The 15,611-nt window shown below is 70.4% G+C and carries 14 protein-coding genes and 2 riboswitches; of the genes, 8 read left to right on the top strand and 6 right to left on the bottom strand.

The features are described 5' to 3' along the window. Nucleotides 1-44 precede the first annotated feature (44 nt). Nucleotides 45-830, top strand: a complete 786-nt coding sequence (locus WQ53_RS07640; protein ID WP_236685924.1) for an SIR2 family NAD-dependent protein deacylase — start codon at nt 45-47, stop codon at nt 828-830. Here WQ53_RS07640 and WQ53_RS07635 read toward each other — a convergent pair. Together WQ53_RS07635 and WQ53_RS07630 are read right to left on the bottom strand one after the other, a co-directional pair. Next, nucleotides 827-1,492 carry a DUF998 domain-containing protein gene (locus WQ53_RS07635; protein ID WP_052631590.1) on the bottom strand — a complete coding sequence of 222 codons (666 nt, stop codon included), beginning with the start codon at nt 1,490-1,492 and terminating at the stop codon, nt 827-829. The two genes, WQ53_RS07640 and WQ53_RS07635, sit on opposite strands and share 4 nt — an antisense overlap. 31 nt (nt 1,493-1,523) lie before the next feature. Then, nucleotides 1,524-2,336 carry a fructosamine kinase family protein gene (locus WQ53_RS07630; protein ID WP_158497820.1) on the bottom strand — a complete coding sequence of 271 codons (813 nt, stop codon included), beginning with the start codon at nt 2,334-2,336 and terminating at the stop codon, nt 1,524-1,526. Nucleotides 2,337-2,587: 251 nt separating this feature from the next. Continuing rightward, nucleotides 2,588-2,811, top strand: a riboswitch (cobalamin riboswitch). Between the two features lie 173 nt (nt 2,812-2,984). Here WQ53_RS07630 and WQ53_RS07625 point away from each other — a divergent pair. The 5 genes from WQ53_RS07625 to WQ53_RS07605 all read left to right on the top strand — a co-directional run bounded on the left by WQ53_RS07625 (nt 2,985) and on the right by WQ53_RS07605 (nt 8,457). Continuing rightward, a complete protein-coding gene (locus tag WQ53_RS07625; RefSeq protein WP_052631586.1) occupies nt 2,985-5,459 on the top strand; it encodes a ribonucleoside-diphosphate reductase subunit alpha in 2,475 nt (824 codons plus the stop codon). A gap of 223 nt (nt 5,460-5,682) precedes the next feature. Continuing rightward, nucleotides 5,683-6,759 (top strand): ribonucleotide-diphosphate reductase subunit beta, encoded by a 1,077-nt coding sequence (locus tag WQ53_RS07620; protein WP_052631584.1) that lies wholly within the window; start codon nt 5,683-5,685, stop codon nt 6,757-6,759. Between the two features lie 146 nt (nt 6,760-6,905). Next, entirely contained in the window at nt 6,906-7,412 is a 507-nt protein-coding gene (locus WQ53_RS07615; RefSeq protein ID WP_082112902.1) for a flavodoxin, read from the top strand. After that, nucleotides 7,384-7,743 carry a thioredoxin family protein gene (locus WQ53_RS07610; protein ID WP_052631583.1) on the top strand — a complete coding sequence of 120 codons (360 nt, stop codon included), beginning with the start codon at nt 7,384-7,386 and terminating at the stop codon, nt 7,741-7,743. Before WQ53_RS07615 ends, WQ53_RS07610 begins: the two co-directional genes overlap by 29 nt. A gap of 306 nt (nt 7,744-8,049) precedes the next feature. Continuing rightward, nucleotides 8,050-8,457 (top strand): acyl-CoA thioesterase, encoded by a 408-nt coding sequence (locus tag WQ53_RS07605; RefSeq protein ID WP_052631582.1) that lies wholly within the window; start codon nt 8,050-8,052, stop codon nt 8,455-8,457. A 152-nt stretch (nt 8,458-8,609) separates the two neighbouring features. Here WQ53_RS07605 and WQ53_RS07600 read toward each other — a convergent pair whose 3' ends face one another. The 3 genes from WQ53_RS07600 to metE all read right to left on the bottom strand — a co-directional run bounded on the left by WQ53_RS07600 (nt 8,610) and on the right by metE (nt 12,256). Then, the gene (locus WQ53_RS07600; protein ID WP_052631581.1) at nt 8,610-8,816 is read right to left on the bottom strand and encodes an oxidoreductase-like domain-containing protein; all 207 of its coding nucleotides are present in this window, start codon (nt 8,814-8,816) and stop codon (nt 8,610-8,612) included. Nucleotides 8,817-8,921: 105 nt separating this feature from the next. Then, complete coding sequence (locus tag WQ53_RS07595; protein ID WP_144409264.1) at nt 8,922-9,815, bottom strand: fructose bisphosphate aldolase; 894 nt, start codon at nt 9,813-9,815, stop codon at nt 8,922-8,924. Nucleotides 9,816-9,964: 149 nt separating this feature from the next. After that, the gene (gene metE, locus WQ53_RS07590) at nt 9,965-12,256 is read right to left on the bottom strand and encodes a 5-methyltetrahydropteroyltriglutamate--homocysteine S-methyltransferase (RefSeq protein WP_052631580.1); all 2,292 of its coding nucleotides are present in this window, start codon (nt 12,254-12,256) and stop codon (nt 9,965-9,967) included. Nucleotides 12,257-12,462: 206 nt separating this feature from the next. Next, nucleotides 12,463-12,703: riboswitch (cobalamin riboswitch) on the bottom strand. A 68-nt stretch (nt 12,704-12,771) separates the two neighbouring features. Between metE and WQ53_RS07585 the strand changes: the two genes are divergently transcribed. Next, on the top strand, nt 12,772-13,644 hold the full coding sequence (locus WQ53_RS07585; RefSeq protein WP_052633976.1) for an NAD-dependent protein deacetylase: 873 nt from the start codon (nt 12,772-12,774) through the stop codon (nt 13,642-13,644). Nucleotides 13,645-13,697: 53 nt separating this feature from the next. Further along, entirely contained in the window at nt 13,698-14,549 is an 852-nt protein-coding gene (gene purU / locus WQ53_RS07580; protein WP_052631579.1) for a formyltetrahydrofolate deformylase, read from the top strand. 142 nt (nt 14,550-14,691) lie between these two features. On the opposite strand, the gene WQ53_RS07575 is transcribed toward purU, so the two are convergent. Then, nucleotides 14,692-15,477: a TSUP family transporter gene (locus WQ53_RS07575; RefSeq protein WP_052631578.1), complete on the bottom strand. Its 786-nt coding sequence runs from the start codon at nt 15,475-15,477 to the stop codon at nt 14,692-14,694. Between the last annotated feature and the right edge of the window lie 134 nt (nt 15,478-15,611).

Here is a 15,611-nt window from a genome sequence, read left to right as displayed (position 1 = left end):
CATGCGGATGGCCGGTATGGCAGGGTGCGGACATGGATGCCGCCGTGCCCGCCGCCATCGCTGCCGCCTGCCGCGCCGCGTTCGCCGCCGCGGCGCGGGTCTGCGTGCTGACCGGCGCGGGCATGTCGGCTGAGAGTGGCGTGCCGACCTTCCGCGGCGGCGGCGACAGCCTGTGGTCGCGTTTCGACCCGCGGGTGCTGGCGACCGCGGACGCCTGGCGCCGGGATCCGGCGCTGGTCTGGGCCTGGTACCGCTGGCGCATGCACCTAGTCGGCCAGGCCCGGCCGCATGCCGGCCACTTCGCCCTGGCCGAATTGGGCCGCTGCCATGGCCAGGCGCTGTCGCTGGTCACCCAGAACGTGGACGATTTGCACGAGCGCGCCGGCAGCGAAGTGCAGGCGCACGTGCACGGCAGCCTGTTCGCCCTGCGCTGCTTTGACTGCGGCCAGGCGTACGACCGACCGCTGCCGGACTACGAGCCCGGGCTGGAGCGGATCGCGCCGCCGGCGTGCGTGGCCTGCGGCGGCGGCGTCCGGCCCGGGGTGGTCTGGTTCGGCGAGGCGCTGCCCGAAGCAGCGTGGCGGATCGCGGTCGGGTGCGCGACCGGTTGTGCGCTGATGCTGGTGGTCGGCACCTCCGGGCTGGTCCATCCGGCGGCGGGGTTGCCGGCGCTGGCCCGGCGCAACGGTGCAATGGTGGTGGAGATCAATCCCGAGCCGACCGCGCTGTCGGACACGGTCGACCATGCCTGGCGCGCGAACGCGGCCGATGCCCTGCCGCGACTGTTGGCACTGCATCCGGCCGCGCCGCGCGCTGGCGCGGCGGACTAGGTGGGCGAACCCTCCAGGCCCGTCGCGCCGCCTTCGGCGGCCATCGCTGCCGGTGTCGAGCGCAGCCGCCACGCTGCCGTCCCCAGCCACAGCAGGTACAGGGCGATCACCGCTTTCTGCGAACCGCCACGCGGCAGCGCCTTCCACAGCGCATGCAGCCACAGGCCGCCGAACGCTAGCGTGGCCAGCGCCAGCAGCCACGCCGCCAGCGGCCGCCAGTGCGGATCGCGGTGCAGCGCCGCCGACTGCAGCAGCATCGCGGTACCGACGAACAGGAAGGCGCCGATCGCCGAGAGGCCGTGCACCAGCGCGCCGAGGTCGCTCACCGGATGGCCCGGGCTGGCCCCGGGCCAGGTCGCGGTCACCGCCAGCGCCGCGCCGCCGGCCACCAGCAGCGCCGGGACCAGTGCGTAGCGCGCCGCCGGCGCGAGCGTGCGGTACAGGCCGATCGCCAGCAGCACCGAGCCGCCGGCCAGCCCGTAGTACCCCAGCCGCAGCCAGGTGCTGTTCGGTCCGGCCAGGTAGAAGCTCAGCGGCGCCTGCCACCAGTCGTATTCCGGACGCGAGGCCTGCACGCCCAGCGCGGCGAGGCAGAACAGGACGAGCAGGCAGAGGATGGCGGTGCCGAGGCGGCGGTTGCCGGATGCGTCGAGGGAGTCCATGCGCGCAGTGTCGCCGATGCCACAGCGCCGGTCAGGCCCGGGCGAGCACTGCGCGCACCGCGCCCAGGTAGCCGGCGCCGAACAGGTTGAGGTGGTTGAGCAGGTGGTAGAGGTTGTACAGCGGCGCCCGCGCGCGCCAGTGCCGATCGATGCCGGCGGCCTCGTGGTAGGCGTCGAAAAAGGCGGCGGGCGGTTCGCCGAACAGGGTCAGCATCGCCAGTTCCGCCTCGGCCCAGCCGTGGTGCACGGCGGCCGCGTCGATCAGCGCCAGCGCGCCGTCGGCGCAGGGATGCAGGTTGGCCAGCCACAGGTCGCCGTGCAGCAGCGAGGGTGGTTGTTCCGGGATCAGATCCGGCAGTCGCACGCACAACCGTTCCAGCGCGTGCAGGTCCGATGCATCCAGACGACCGGCGTCGCGCGCGCGCCGGCCCTGCGGCAGCAGCCGGCAGCGGGCGAAGAACGCCCAGCCGTCGTCCGCCGGTGTGTTCGCCTGGGCGCTGTCGCCGCACCAGCCGTCGTGCTCCAGGCCAAAGCGGTGGCCGTGGTGCGCATGCAGCACCGCCAGCCGGCGTCCGGCATCGGTCCAGTCCGCCGGCCCGGGGTGTCCGTGGCCGAGGTCCTCGAGCACGATCGCCTCCGCATCGCAGGCGTATACCTGCGGCACGCGCAACGTGGCCGTCGCCCGCAGCCGCGCCAATCCATGCGTCTCGGCGGCGAAGAAGCCGGCCGGGGCACCGCGCCGGCGCTTGGCCACGGCCGCACGGCCATCGGCCAGCCGCAGCCGGTGCAGGCCGTCGGGCAGCGCGGCCAGGCGCGGGTCGTCTCGAGGGGAGTCCGTCGGCACGGCGAGGTCGTGGTGCGGCAACGGCCGCACCTTAAGTCGCCGCCGCTGCCGCCACAATCGCGCGGCTCCAGCGCCGCCGGCCGGCAACCAACCGGCCGCCTCGGGGAGGTTGGGCAGCCCCCTGGAACACGCTCCACCCCGGCCGGGTCGACGGTTTGCGGGGACTGCGTCCGCCGGCCCAAGGCCAGGATTGCTTTCCGCCGCTTTCCCGGCTAGGCCCAACATTCCGTATTGACGATCCCGCTTCCCCCCAATATCTTGTGGTCGTCGGTTCCGGCGGCCCGCTCGCCTCCGGATCAAAAGGGAAGCCGGTGACGCGCCTTGGCGCCAGTCCGGCACTGCCCCGCAGCGGTAATTGGGAACGACCCCGCCATATGAGCACTGGGACCGCCGGTCCCGGGAAGCGGCGGGTAGGAGGAAGGCCAGGCCTTCCGCGCCCATGAGTCCGAAGACCTGCCGACAGCCGCGCGCAGCACACCGCGCGGTGCCGGCCGCGGAATCTCCGGGGGGAGATGGCTGGCGACGCAGGGCCGGCCCGTGCCGGTGCTCTCAATCCCTGCGACGCCGCGTTCCCATCCTCGTTCCGTTCCGGCTTCGCGATCCCGCGCGGGCGGGTCGTGGCGTGCACCACGCACAGGAGGGGACGCAATGACGCACCAGGACACCATCGCCGATGCCGCGCCGGCCGCCGCCGCCGCCGCCACGCCCGCCGTCGCGCCGCCGGCCGCGATCGCCGCCGACTCGACCGACCTCGTGCCCCCGCCCCCCCAGGCCCCGCCCATGCCCCAACCGACCCTGGACGAAAGCGCCGTCGCCACCTGGATCACCAAGGAGGCCGGCAACCGCCGCATTCCGCTCGACCGCGCGCGCCTGGAGCGCAGCATCGACGCCGTCCACGCCGAGTTCCCGCAGCTGGACGTGGCCGACTACAAGCGCAGCGTGTTCGGCTTCGTCGAGCGCAAGGACGCGGTCAACGCCGACGACCTGGTCGACCACCTGATCCGCGAGGCCGAGGCGCGGGTGGACCTGGCCGCGCCGGAGTGGGAGTACTTCGCCGCGCGCCTGTACCTGCGCCGGCTGTACAAGCGCGCCAGCCGCAACCGCTTCTACGACGCCGAGCAGAAGTACGGCTCCTACGTCGGCCTGCAGGAGAGCCTGGCCGACCGCAACGTCTATTCCAACGACATCCTGCGCGCCTACTCCAAGGAGGAACTGCAGGAGGCCGGGCGCATGATCGACCCCGAGCGCGACAAGCTGTTCGCCTACAACGGCCTGTACCTGCTGGCCACCCGCTACCTGGCCACCGACACTTCGCGCGGGGTGTTCGAGCTGCCGCAGGAGCGCTGGCTGACCATCGCCCTGTACTTGATGCAGGACGAGTCCGGCCCCGGCAAGGGCAGCCGCGAGCGGCGCATGCAGCTGGTCGGCGAGGCGTACTGGGCGCTGTCCAACCTGTACATGACCGTGGCCACCCCGACCCTGCAGAACGCCGGCAAGGTCGGCGGCCAGCTGTCGAGCTGCTTCATCGACACGGTCGACGACAGCCTGCAGGGCATCTACGACTCCAACACCGATATCGCCCGCGTTTCCAAGGGCGGCGGCGGCGTGGGCGCCTACCTGGGTTACGTGCGCTCGTCGGGCTCTTCGATCCGCGGCGTGCCCAACTCCTCCGGCGGCGTGGTGCCGTGGATCAAGCAGCTCAACAACACCGCCGTGTCGGTGGACCAGCTCGGCCAGCGCAAGGGTGCGGTGGCGGTCTACCTGGACATCTGGCACCGCGACATCGAGGCCTTCCTCGACCTGCGCCTGAACAACGGCGACCAGCGCCTGCGCGCGCACGACGTGTTCACCTCGGTGTGCGTCCCCGACGCGTTCATGGAGGCAGTGGAGCGCCGCGGCGACTGGTACCTGTTCGACCCGCACGAGGTCAGGCGGATCAAGGGCTGGTACCTGCAGGACAGCTACGACGAGAAGAAGGGCGAGGGCACCTTCCGCAAGCGCTACGAGGAGGTCGTCGCCGACGAGCGCATCTCGCGCAAGACGGTCAAGGCGATCGAGATCTTCAAGCGGATCATGGTCAGCCAGCTGGAGACCGGCAACCCGTTCATGTTCTACCGCGACGAGGTCAACCGGAAGAACCCGAACAAGCACGCCGGCATGGTCTACTCGTCCAACCTGTGCACCGAGATCCTGCAGAACATGAGCCCGACCCGGCTCATGCAGGAGATCATCTCCGGCAACCAGATCGTGACCACCAGGCAGGCCGGCGACTTCGTGGTCTGCAACCTGTCCTCGGTCAACCTCGGCCGCGCCGTGGTCCCGCAGCAGGACCAGGGCGACCTGATCACCGACGTGCTCGAACGCCTGATCCCGATCCAGGTGCGCATGCTCGACAACGTGATCGACCTCAACGACCTGCCGGTGCCGCAGGCCACGATCACCAACCGCAAGTACCGCGCGATCGGCCTGGGCACCTTCGGCTGGCACCACCTGCTGGCGCAGAAGGGCATCCACTGGAACTCGCCGCAGGCCGAGGACTACAGCGACGCCCTGTACGAGCGGATCAACCAGCTGACCGTGCAGGCCAGCATGGAGCTGGCCAAGGAGAAGGGCACCTATCCCGCCTTCCCCGGCAGCGACTGGCACACCGGCGCCTACTTCCGCGACCGCGGCTACAACAGCCCGTCGTGGCTGGACCTGGCCGCACAGGTGGCGGTCAACGGCGTGCGCAACGGCTGGCTGCTGGCGGTGGCCCCGAACATGTCCACCGCGCAGATCGCCGGCTCCACCGCCTCGATCGACCCGATCTACTCGGCGTTCTACTACGAGGAGAAGAAGGACTTCCGCCGCCCGGTCGCCGCGCCGGGGCTGTCCCTGGAGACCTGGCCGTACTACGAGAAAGGCGCCTACAAGGTCGACCAGTTCGCCTCGGTGCGGCAGAACGCCCGCCGCCAGCGCCACGTCGACCAGGCGATCAGCTTCAACCTGTACGTGCCCTCCACCATCCGCGCCAGCACCCTGCTGGAACTGCACATGACCGCCTGGCGCGAGGGCATCAAGACCACCTATTACGTGCGTTCCAACGACATCGATATCGCCGAGTGCGAATGGTGTTCGAGCTGATCGGCTACGGTCGGACTCGACTGCGCCACCCCCAGCGCCGTCATCCCCGCGTAGGCGGGGACCCAGTGACTTTGCTCGCCCGCTTCGCGAAAGACACTGGGCTCCCGCCTACGCGGGAGTGACGAACAAAAGCGACAGCAGGAACCGCGCCTGCGGCGCGTTCCCCTTCCCAATCCTCCCCCCGCAAGCGGAGGGAGGGAGCAAAACTAGAGACCCGAATCCCATGTCCGCCATCGCTCAGCCCACGGCCGCTCCGCTCACCGCCACCCCGCTCGACCGCATCAAGATCCTGGAGCCGCGCCACCCGAACCGCTCCACCGGGATCATCAACGGCAGGACTTCCGGCATCCTCAACTGGAACGACATCCCGTACCCGTCGTTCTACCGCGCCTACAAGGAACTCTCGACCAACTTCTGGATCCCGGACGAGGTCGACATGAAGGGCGACGCCAAGCAGTACGGCGAGCTGTCGGCGCGGGAGAAGAACGCCTACGACTCGATCATCGGCCTGCTCGCCACCCTGGACTCGCCGCAGACCCGCTTCATCTACAACGTCGCCGAGTACATCACCGACCCGGCCGCGCACGCCAACGCCGCGATCATCGGCCAGCAGGAGGTGATCCACAACGAGAGCTACAGCTACGTGCTGGCCTCGATCACCGACCTGGCCAACCAGAACCGGGTGTTCGAGATCGCGCGCACCCACCCGACGATCCAGCGGCGCAACGCGCCGATCATGGCGTCCTACGACGATTTCATGCGCGAGAAGACCGCCGAGACCCTGCTGCGCTCGCTGATCCAGTCCTCGATCCTGGAGGGCATCAACTTCTATTCCGGCTTCGCCTACTTCTACAACCTGGTGCGCCAGAACCGGATGACCGGCACCGGCAAGATCATCAGCTTCATCAACCGCGACGAGCTGGCCCACACCAAGTTCATCAGCGAGGTGATCCGCGCCATCGTCGGCGAGAACCCGGAGCTGCAGACCGACGAGCTGACCGACTACGTGCACGGCGCCTTCGCCCACGCCATCGAGCTGGAGACGCAGTGGACCGGCGAAGTGCTGGACGGCATCGACGGCATCGACGTGGACGAGATGATCCGCTACGTGAAGTACCGCGCCAACAAGATGTCCGGCATGCTCGGCATCGAGAAGCTGTACTCGGAGAGCACCGACAACGTGATGCCGTGGATCAAGGCCTACGCCGACAACTTCACCGAGACCAAGACCGACTTCTTCGAGATGCGCAACGCCAGCTACAAGAAGACCAATTCGGACAACGGCTTCGATGACCTCTGATTCCGTCGTTCCCGCGCAGGCGGGAGGTGCTTTTCCACAGCCGAATGGCTGGTCACCCAAGTGACTTTGCCGTTGGCCCCCCAAAGTCGCTGGATCCCCGCCTACGCGGGGATGACGGCGGAAAGCCAGCCGCAGGAATCCACCCCATGCGCATCCTGATCGCCTTCTCCTCCCTCAGCGGCAACACCCGTGACGTCGCCCGCCAGGTGCGTGCGCGCTGCGAGGCGCTGGGCCACGAGGTGAGCTGGATCGAGGCCGGGATCCAGGCCCTGACCGACGCCGGCGAACCGCGCCACGACCTCTACGTGCTTGGCGCCTGGACCGACAACGCCGGGCGCACGCCCTCTGAGATGAAGGCGCTGATCGCCGAGCTGGTCGCGGCGGTCGGCAAGCCGGCGCAGCTGGCGGTGTTCGGCACCGGCGAGACCCAGTGGGGCGAGGAGTACTACTGCGGCGCGGTGCGCCGGATCGCCGCGTTCTTCGGCACCCGCTACCCGCGGCTGGAGATCGAGCAGATGCCGCACGGCGAGCGCGACGCGCTGAGGATCCAGCGCTGGACCGACCGCATCCTGACCTGTACCCAACGCATGCCTGGTCCGGGCATGCCAAGCGAGACCATCGAGAATGCAGACCCTGCACGCTTCGTCGCCTGACGATTACGCCGCCGCCGTCGCCGCGCACCCGCGCCTGCTGGTGGACTTCCACAAGGACAATTGCCCGGGCTGCACCATGCTCGACATGTCGCTGAGGAAGTTCGCCGCCGAACCTGCCGCCGAGGGCATGGTCCTGCTCAAGGTCAAGCTCGAGCAGGTCGGCGAGGAATTCTTCCGCGGCCTGGGCCTGCGCCAGACTCCGACACTGGCGTTGTTCCGCGACGGTGAGGAAGTTGCCCGGCTGCCAGGGTTCCAGTCGCCCATCCAGGTGGCGCAGGCGGTGGATTCGCACCTGAAGTCATCCATCCGCGAAGCCGCCGTCCCCTTGTAGGAGCCGGGTTCAGCCGGCGACACGGGCGTCGGAACCATGAGGGAGTCGCCTGTGTCGACGTCGTCGTGTCGCCGGCTGAAGCCAGCTCCTACAACAGCAACAGCGCCGCCGCTTTGTGTAGGAGCCGGGTTCAGCCGGCGACCAGGGCGTCGGAACCATGAGGAAGTCGCCTGTGCCGACGGCATCGTGTCGCCGGCTGAAGCCAGCTCCTACAAGAAGCCGTGCCGCGCGGTCACCGTGTACGCAAGTCGTCCGCGCGCGGCGATGACGCGCCTGGAAGACCGAGCCTCTCTGGAGAGCACCACGATGTCCGAAGCCCCCGAGTCCGACTACCGTCCCACCGAGGCGCGGCTGCTGCACATGGTCTTCCCCGACCACACCAACCACCTGGGCACACTGTTCGGCGGCCAGGCGCTGGCGTGGATGGACATGGCCGCCTTCATCGTCGCCTCGCGCTGGGCGCGGACCACGGTGGTGACCGCGCGCTCGGAGCAGGTCGACTTCAGCCAGCCGATCCACAAGGGCGACCTGGTCGAGGTGGTGGCCCGGATCGCCCGGGTCGGGCGCAGCTCGATGAACGTCGAGGTCGAGGTCATCAACGAGAACCTGCTGACCGGCGAGCGCAAGCTGTGCACCCGCGGCCGCTTCGTGATGATCGCGCTCGACCCGCTGGGCCGGCCGACGTCGGCGCCGCCGCTGCCGGCGACGGCTTGAGCCGATACACCGCCGTCCGCTTCACCTGTAGGAGCCCACTTCAGTGGGCGACCCGAGGTGGTGGATGGCCCCGCGTTGAACCTCCACGCTGGCCGGAGCGAGGCAGCCGTCGCACCTGCCCACGGCGTCGCGTCGCCGGCTGAACCCGGCTCCTACAACGACGGCGGACCTGCGTCCGGGTGCCGCCGCTTCCACTCGGCCAGCGCGTGCCGGTATTCCTCCAGCGCTTCGGCGTAGAGGTCGTACACGCAGATCGGGCAGCCGCTCTCGCAGCACTCGGCCGGCAGCGGCTTGTCCGGCGGCAGCGGCGGCGGATCGTCGTCGTCCGGGCGCGGGAGTTCGTGTTCGGGAAGCATCATCGGGAAGCATGGCGGGCGCGTACCGGCCCGGCGGCGGATGCGGGCGGCGGGCGATGGGCGCCGCCACCGCGGGTGCCGGCGCCCACGACGCCGGCACCGGGACGGTCAGGCGATCGAGGCGCGGTAGATCGACTCGATCGTCGCATCCAGTTCGCGGTCGAACTCCTCGTCGCTCTGCTGCGCGCTCAGGCTCTCGGTCAGCGCGCGGCTGAAGCTGGCGATGACGCCGGGGTTGCGCGCCAGCCTGGCGTTGGCGTCGTCGCGGCTGTAGCCGCCCGACAGCGCCACTACCTTGAGCACGCTCGGATGGTCGACCAGTTCCTGGAAGTAGCCGTCCACGCTCGGCAGGGTCAGCTTGAGGATCACAGGCGTGGCCGGGTCGATCTTGTCCAGCCGCGCCAGCAGGCCCTTTTTCAACTCGACCTCGATGGCCTCCTTGTCGGCGGCCTTGATGTCGACCTCCGGTTCGATGATCGGCACCAGGCCGGCGTCGAGCACCTGCTGCCCCAACTCGAACTGCTGGTCGAGCACGGAGGCGATGCCGGCGGGGTTGTTGGCCTTGATCACCGAGCGTTCCTTGGTGCCGAACACGCCCTTGGCCTTGGCCCGCGCCAGCAGCTCGGCCAGGCCCGGGATCGGCTTGAGCCGCTGCACGCCTTCGGCCTCGTCCTCCAGGCCCTTGTCGATCTTCAGGAACGGCACGACCCGCTTGGTCTGCCACAGGTAATGGGCCGCTTCCTGGCCGGCGAAGCTGTCGTCGAGCGTGCGCTCGAACAGGATCGCGCCGAGCACGCGCTCGCCGCTGAAGGCCGGGCTGGTGACGATGCGGGTCCGCATCTGGTGGACCAGCGCGAACATCTCCGCGTCGCCGGAATAGGCCGATTCGTCGATGCCGTAAAGCTTGAGCGCCTTGGGCGTGCTGCCGCCGCTCTGGTCGAGGGCGGCGACGAAGCCCTGGCCGGAGGCGATGCGGTCCTTCTGTTCCTGGTTGATGGACACGTTGGGCGGTTCCTGTGGTGTGCAGGGGGGACCGGCATGGTAGCGCGCCGCGCCGCGCCGGGCAGCCCCGGCGGCGGGCAGCGCCATCGCCGCCGGAACCGGCATGCACCGGCGGTCGCCGGCGCATGCCGTGTGCCCGGGCCGCGTGCTCAGGCCGCGCGCGCCTGCCCGCTGCGCAGGATCCGCGCAGCCTCGACCATCCGCTCCAGCGCGGTGCGTACCTCCGCCCAGCCGCGGGTCTTCAGCCCGCAGTCCGGGTTGACCCAGATCTGCTCGGGCGCCAGCACCGCGCGCGCCTTCTCCAGCAGCCCGACCATCTCGGCCACGGTGGGGATGCGCGGGGAGTGGATGTCGTACACGCCCGGCCCGATCTCGTTGGGGTAGCGGAACCTGACGAACGCGTCCAGCAGTTCCATGCGCGAGCGCGAGGTCTCGATCGAGATCACGTCCGCGTCCATCGCCGCCACCGCCTCGATGATGTCGTTGAACTCGGAGTAGCACATGTGGGTATGGACCTGGGTGGCGTCGGCCACGCCGGAAGCAGTCAGGCGGAAGCCGTGCACCGCCCAGGCCAGGTACGCGTCCCATTGCGCGCGGCGCAGCGGCAGGCCTTCGCGCAGCGCCGGCTCGTCGATCTGGATGACCTTGATGCCGGCCGCCTCCAGATCGGTGACCTCGTCGCGCAGGGCCAGGGCGATCTGCCGGCAAGTGTCGGCGCGCGGCTGGTCGTCGCGCACGAACGACCACTGCAGCACGGTCACCGGGCCGGTGAGCATGCCCTTCATCGGCCGGTCCGTGAGCGACTGCGCGTACTTCGACCAGCGCACCGTCATCGGCGCCGGCCGGACCACGTCGCCGAAGATGATCGGCGGCTTCACGCAGCGGCTGCCGTAGCTCTGCACCCAGCCGAGCTTGGTGAAGGCGAAGCCCTCGAGCTGCTCGCCGAAGTACTCGACCATGTCGTTGCGCTCGAACTCGCCGTGGACCAGCACGTCGATTCCGACCTGTTCCTGGAAGCGCACGCATTTTTCGGTCTCGGCTTCCAGGAAGGCCTCATAGTCGGCCTCGGCCAGCTTGCCGGACTTGAACTTCGCGCGCGCCTCGCGCACCTCGTGGGTCTGCGGGAACGAGCCGATGGTGGTGGTCGGGTACAACGGCAGGCCCAGGGCCGCAGCCTGCGCCTGGCGGCGCGCCGGATATGGCGATTGGCGGCGGCCGGCGTCGGCGGCCAGGCCGGCCAGGCGCGCGGCGACTTCCGGGCGGTGCACGCGCGGCGACGTCTTGCGCGATTCGATCCGCTGGCGCGCCTCCTCCAGCGCGGTCTCGGCGCCGTCACGGCCTTCCAGCGCATCGGCCAGCAGCCTGATCTCGCCGAGCTTCTGCCTGGCGAACGACAGCCAGGACTTCAGGTCCGCATCCAGCGCCTTCTCACCGTCCAGGTCCACCGGCACGTGCAGCAGCGAGCACGACGGCGCCAGCCACAGCCGGTCGCCGCCGACCCGGTTGCGCGCGTAGCGGGCCAGCAGCAGGGCGTTGTCCAGGCGCGTGCGCCAGACGTTGCGGCCGTCGACCAGGCCCAGCGACAGCACGCGATCCGCCGGCAGCCGCTCCAGCACCGCCTCCAGTTCCTCCGGCGCGCGCACCAGGTCCAGGTGCAGGCCGTCCACCGGCAGCGACGCGGCCAACTCGAGGTTGTCGCCGAGCCCGCCGAAGTAGGGCGTCAGCAGCAGCTTCGCCCGCGGCCCGGCGGCGAGGGCCGCGTAGGCGGTGCGGTAGGCCTCGCGCAGCGCCGGGGGCAGGTCCAGCACCAGCGCCGGCTCGTCGACCTGCACCCACTGCGCGCCGGCGGCGTGCAGCTTCTCCAGCAGCAGCGCATACACCGGCAGCAGGCGTTCGAGCAGGGCGAAGCGGTCGCTGCCGTCCACCGTCTTGGACAGCCACAGCAAGGTGACCGGACCGATCAGCACCGGCCGGGTCTCGATGCCCAGCGCCTTCGCTTCCAGGTATTGCGCGACCGGCTTGTCGCCGCGCAGGGCGAACTGCTGGCCGGCTTCGAGTTCCGGCACCAGGTAGTGGTAGTTGGTGTCGAACCACTTGGTCATTTCCAGCGCACGCAGGTCGATGCCGTCGCGCTGCAGGCCGCGGGCCATGGCGAAGTAGCCCGCCAGCGGCGCCGCATCGACCACGGCCCGGTAGCGCTGCGGGATCGCGTCGAACAGGAACGCGGTGTCCAGCACCTGGTCGTACAGCGAGAAGTCGTTGGACGGCGGCAGGTCGATGCCGGCCTCGCGTTGCAGCCGCCAGTGGCGGGCACGCAGTTCGCGGGCGGTGTCCAGCAGTTGCGTGGCGGCGGTATCGCCGCCCCAGTGGGCCTCGAGGGCCTGCTTGAGTTCGCGGCGGGCCCCGATGCGGGGGAAGCCGAGGTTGGTGGTGAGCGTCATGGTGCGATTCCTCATGCATGGTCGATGAGGAACGAAGGGCGGGCGCCGTCCGCGGCCTGGGCCGCGTGCGGTGCCGGAGCGACCTTCGCCCCCGCGGGCGAACCGGAGCGGCCACGGGGACGGGCGCGGAAACGCGCGCACGGCGGGCCGCCGCGCGCAGGTTCCGGCCGCCTCCCCGCGGAGGCTCCAGGTCAGGCGGAAGGCGGGCACGCCTTCCGGCCGGGGCAGGTCTTCGGGCTCATGGACGGGCGGCGCACGGGGCGCCGGGGCCTACTGTCCGCCGCTTCCCGGCCGCGAGGGCCAGTGCGATGGCGGAGGTCGTTTCCAATTACCGCTGCGGGGCAGCGCCGGAATTGCCCGTGCTCGCGCACGGGCGCACCGGACTTCCCTTTTAATCCATCGCTCCATTGGGATGAAGCGATGGAACCGCCGGCGGGGCCACGTTAGCCGGCCGGCCGCGGGGCGTCAACCGCACCGGCTTGCGCCATGCCGCGGGCGGCCCCATGCAGGGCTGCATGGATGCCCTTGTCCAAACCGCCGACGCTGCCGTGCATGAGCCGGCCGCGGTGCTGCGCGACTTCATCGACCGCCACCCTCGCCTGTTCGTGCTGACCGGCGCCGGCTGCAGCACCTCGTCCGGCATCCCCGACTACCGCGACGCCGACGGTGGCTGGAAGCGCGCGCAGCCGGTGACCTTCCAGGCGTTCACCGGCGAGGCGGGCACCCGCCGCCGCTACTGGGCGCGCAGCCTGGCCGGCTGGCCGCGCTTCGCCGCCGCGCAACCGAACCCGGCGCACCGCGCGCTGGCGGCACTGGAAGCGGACGGCCGCCTCGAGGCACTGGTGACCCAGAACGTCGACGGCCTGCACCAGCGTGCCGGCAGCCGCGCGGTGATCGACCTGCACGGCCGGCTGGACCGGGTGGTCTGCCTGGATTGCGCGGCGGCCATGCCGCGCGACGCGTTCCAGCACGAACTGCTGACGCGCAATCCCGGCTGGGAGCGGCATGTGGCCGCGGCAGCACCCGACGGCGACGCCGACCTGGACGGCGTGGACTTCGCCGCGTTCCGGGTGCCCGGCTGCGCCCGCTGCGGCGGCATGCTCAAGCCGGACGTGGTGTTCTACGGCGAGAGCGTGCCGCGCGCGCGGGTCGAGGCCGCCGCCACCCACCTGCGCCGCAGCGACGCGATGCTGGTGGTCGGTTCTTCGTTGATGGTGTATTCGGGATTCCGCTTCGCGCGGATGGCGGCGGAGGCGGGGATTCCGCTGGCGGCGGTCAACCTCGGCCGCACCCGCGCCGACGATCTGCTCGCGCTGAAGGTCCGTGCCGATTGCGCGCAGGCACTGGCGCAGCTGGCCGGCGGCGCCACGGTGGGCCGGCTTCGGTAACAGCTGCAACCGGCCGCGCGCCGCCGCCTGTGCTCGCCTACCATGGCGCCCCTATGCGCCACGACCACGTCCTCGCCCTCTCCTGCCCCGACCGCACCGGGATCGTCTACCGCGTCAGCGGCCTGCTGTTCGGCCAGGGCTGCAACATCCTCGACGCCCAGCAGTACGGCGACGAGGAGAGCGGCCGCTTCTTCCTGCGCGTGCATTTCGAGGTGCCCGAGCCCGGCGTGCTGCCCGTCGTGCACGAACGCTTCGGCCACCTGGCCGACGAGTTCGACATGGACTGGCAGATCCACGACGCGCGCCGGCGCGCGCGCCTGCTGGTGCTGGTCAGCCGGCAGGGCCACTGCCTCAACGACCTGCTGTTTCGCGCGCACAGCGGCCAGCTGCGGGTGGACATCGCCGCGGTCGCCTCCAACCACGCCGACTTCGCGGCGCTGTCGGCGTCCTACGGGGTGCCGTTCCACCACCTGCCGGTGGACGCGGCCAACCGCGCGGAGCAGGAGCAGGCGATCCTCGGCCTGGTCGAGCGCGAGCGCATCGACCTGGTGGTGCTGGCGCGCTACATGCAGATCCTCTCGCCGCGGCTGTGCGAGGCGCTGGCCGGGCGCGCGATCAACATCCACCACAGCTTCCTGCCCAGCTTCAAGGGCGCCCAGCCGTACCACCAGGCGCACGCGCGCGGGGTCAAGATCATCGGCGCCACCGCGCACTACGTGACGCCCGACCTGGACGAGGGCCCGATCATCGAGCAGGACGTGGCCCGCGTGGACCACGCCATGACTCCGCGCGACCTGGTCCGCACCGGCAGCGACATCGAATCGCAGGTGCTGGCGCGGGCGGTGCGCCGCCACGTCGAGCACCGGATCCTGCTCAACGGCCACAAGACCGTCGTATTCCGCTGAGCGACGTCGCAGCGGCATCGCGCTTTTTGTAGGAGCCGGGTTCAGCCGGCGACACACCACGTCGGCACAGGCGACGCCCTCGTTTTCCCGACGCCCGTGTCGCCGGCTGAACCCGGCTCCTACAAGGAACTGCGTGGCGGGCTCAGAATCCCAGCCACCCGCGCAGCGGATGCGCTGGATCGGCCAGCAGCTTCAGCGCCAGCAGCAGCGACACGGTCACCAGCAGCGGCTTGATCACCCGCGTGCCGTGCCGCATCGCGAAGCGCGAGCCCAGCTGCGCGCCGAGGAACTGGCCGGCGCCCATCAGCAGGCCCACCTTCCACAGCACCGAGCCGGTCACCGCGAACACCGCGAACGCGCCCAGGTTCGAGCCGAAGTTGAGGAACTTGGTGTGCGCGGTGGCCTTGAGCAGGCCGAAGCCGGCCAGGCCGACGAAGCCCAGCATCAGGAACGAGCCGGTGCCCGGGCCGAACACGCCGTCGTAGAAGCCGATCGCCGGCACGAAGGTCAGGCCGAACGCGCGCGGGCTCATCCGCCGGTGGCGGTCGACCGCGCCGATGTCGGGCTTGAGCGCAAAGTACAGCGCGATGCCGATCAACAGGAATGGCAGCACGGCGCGCAGCCACGCGCCCGGCACCACCGTGGCCAGCAGTGCGCCGAGCACCGCGCCGGCCGCGGCGGCCAGCGCCATCGGCAGTTGCCCGCGCAGGTCCACGTGGCCGTGACGCGCGTAGGACCAGCTGGCCGAGGCCGAGCCGAACAGCGACTGCAGCTTGTTGGTCCCCAGCGCCTGCAGCGGCGGGATCCCGGCCAGCAGCATCGCCGGCAGGGTGATCATGCCGCCGCCGCCGGCGATCGAATCGATGAAGCCGGCCAGCAGGCCGGCGAGGAAAAGCAGCAGCAGGAGCTGCAGGGCGAGATCGGCCATCGGGCTACCGGCGTGGGGAAGACGCCGGCGCGGATGACGTGGCGTGGGTCGCCATTCTAGGGAAAGGCCTGAACAACTGTCGTCGTCCCCGCCTGCACGGGAATGACGAAGACCGTTCCGGCCCTTCCTGGAGT

This window comes from Pseudoxanthomonas suwonensis (assembly GCF_000972865.1).
GTDB classification, from domain to species: domain Bacteria; phylum Pseudomonadota; class Gammaproteobacteria; order Xanthomonadales; family Xanthomonadaceae; genus Pseudoxanthomonas; species Pseudoxanthomonas suwonensis_B.
This window is presented reverse-complemented; position numbering and strand designations above follow the sequence as displayed.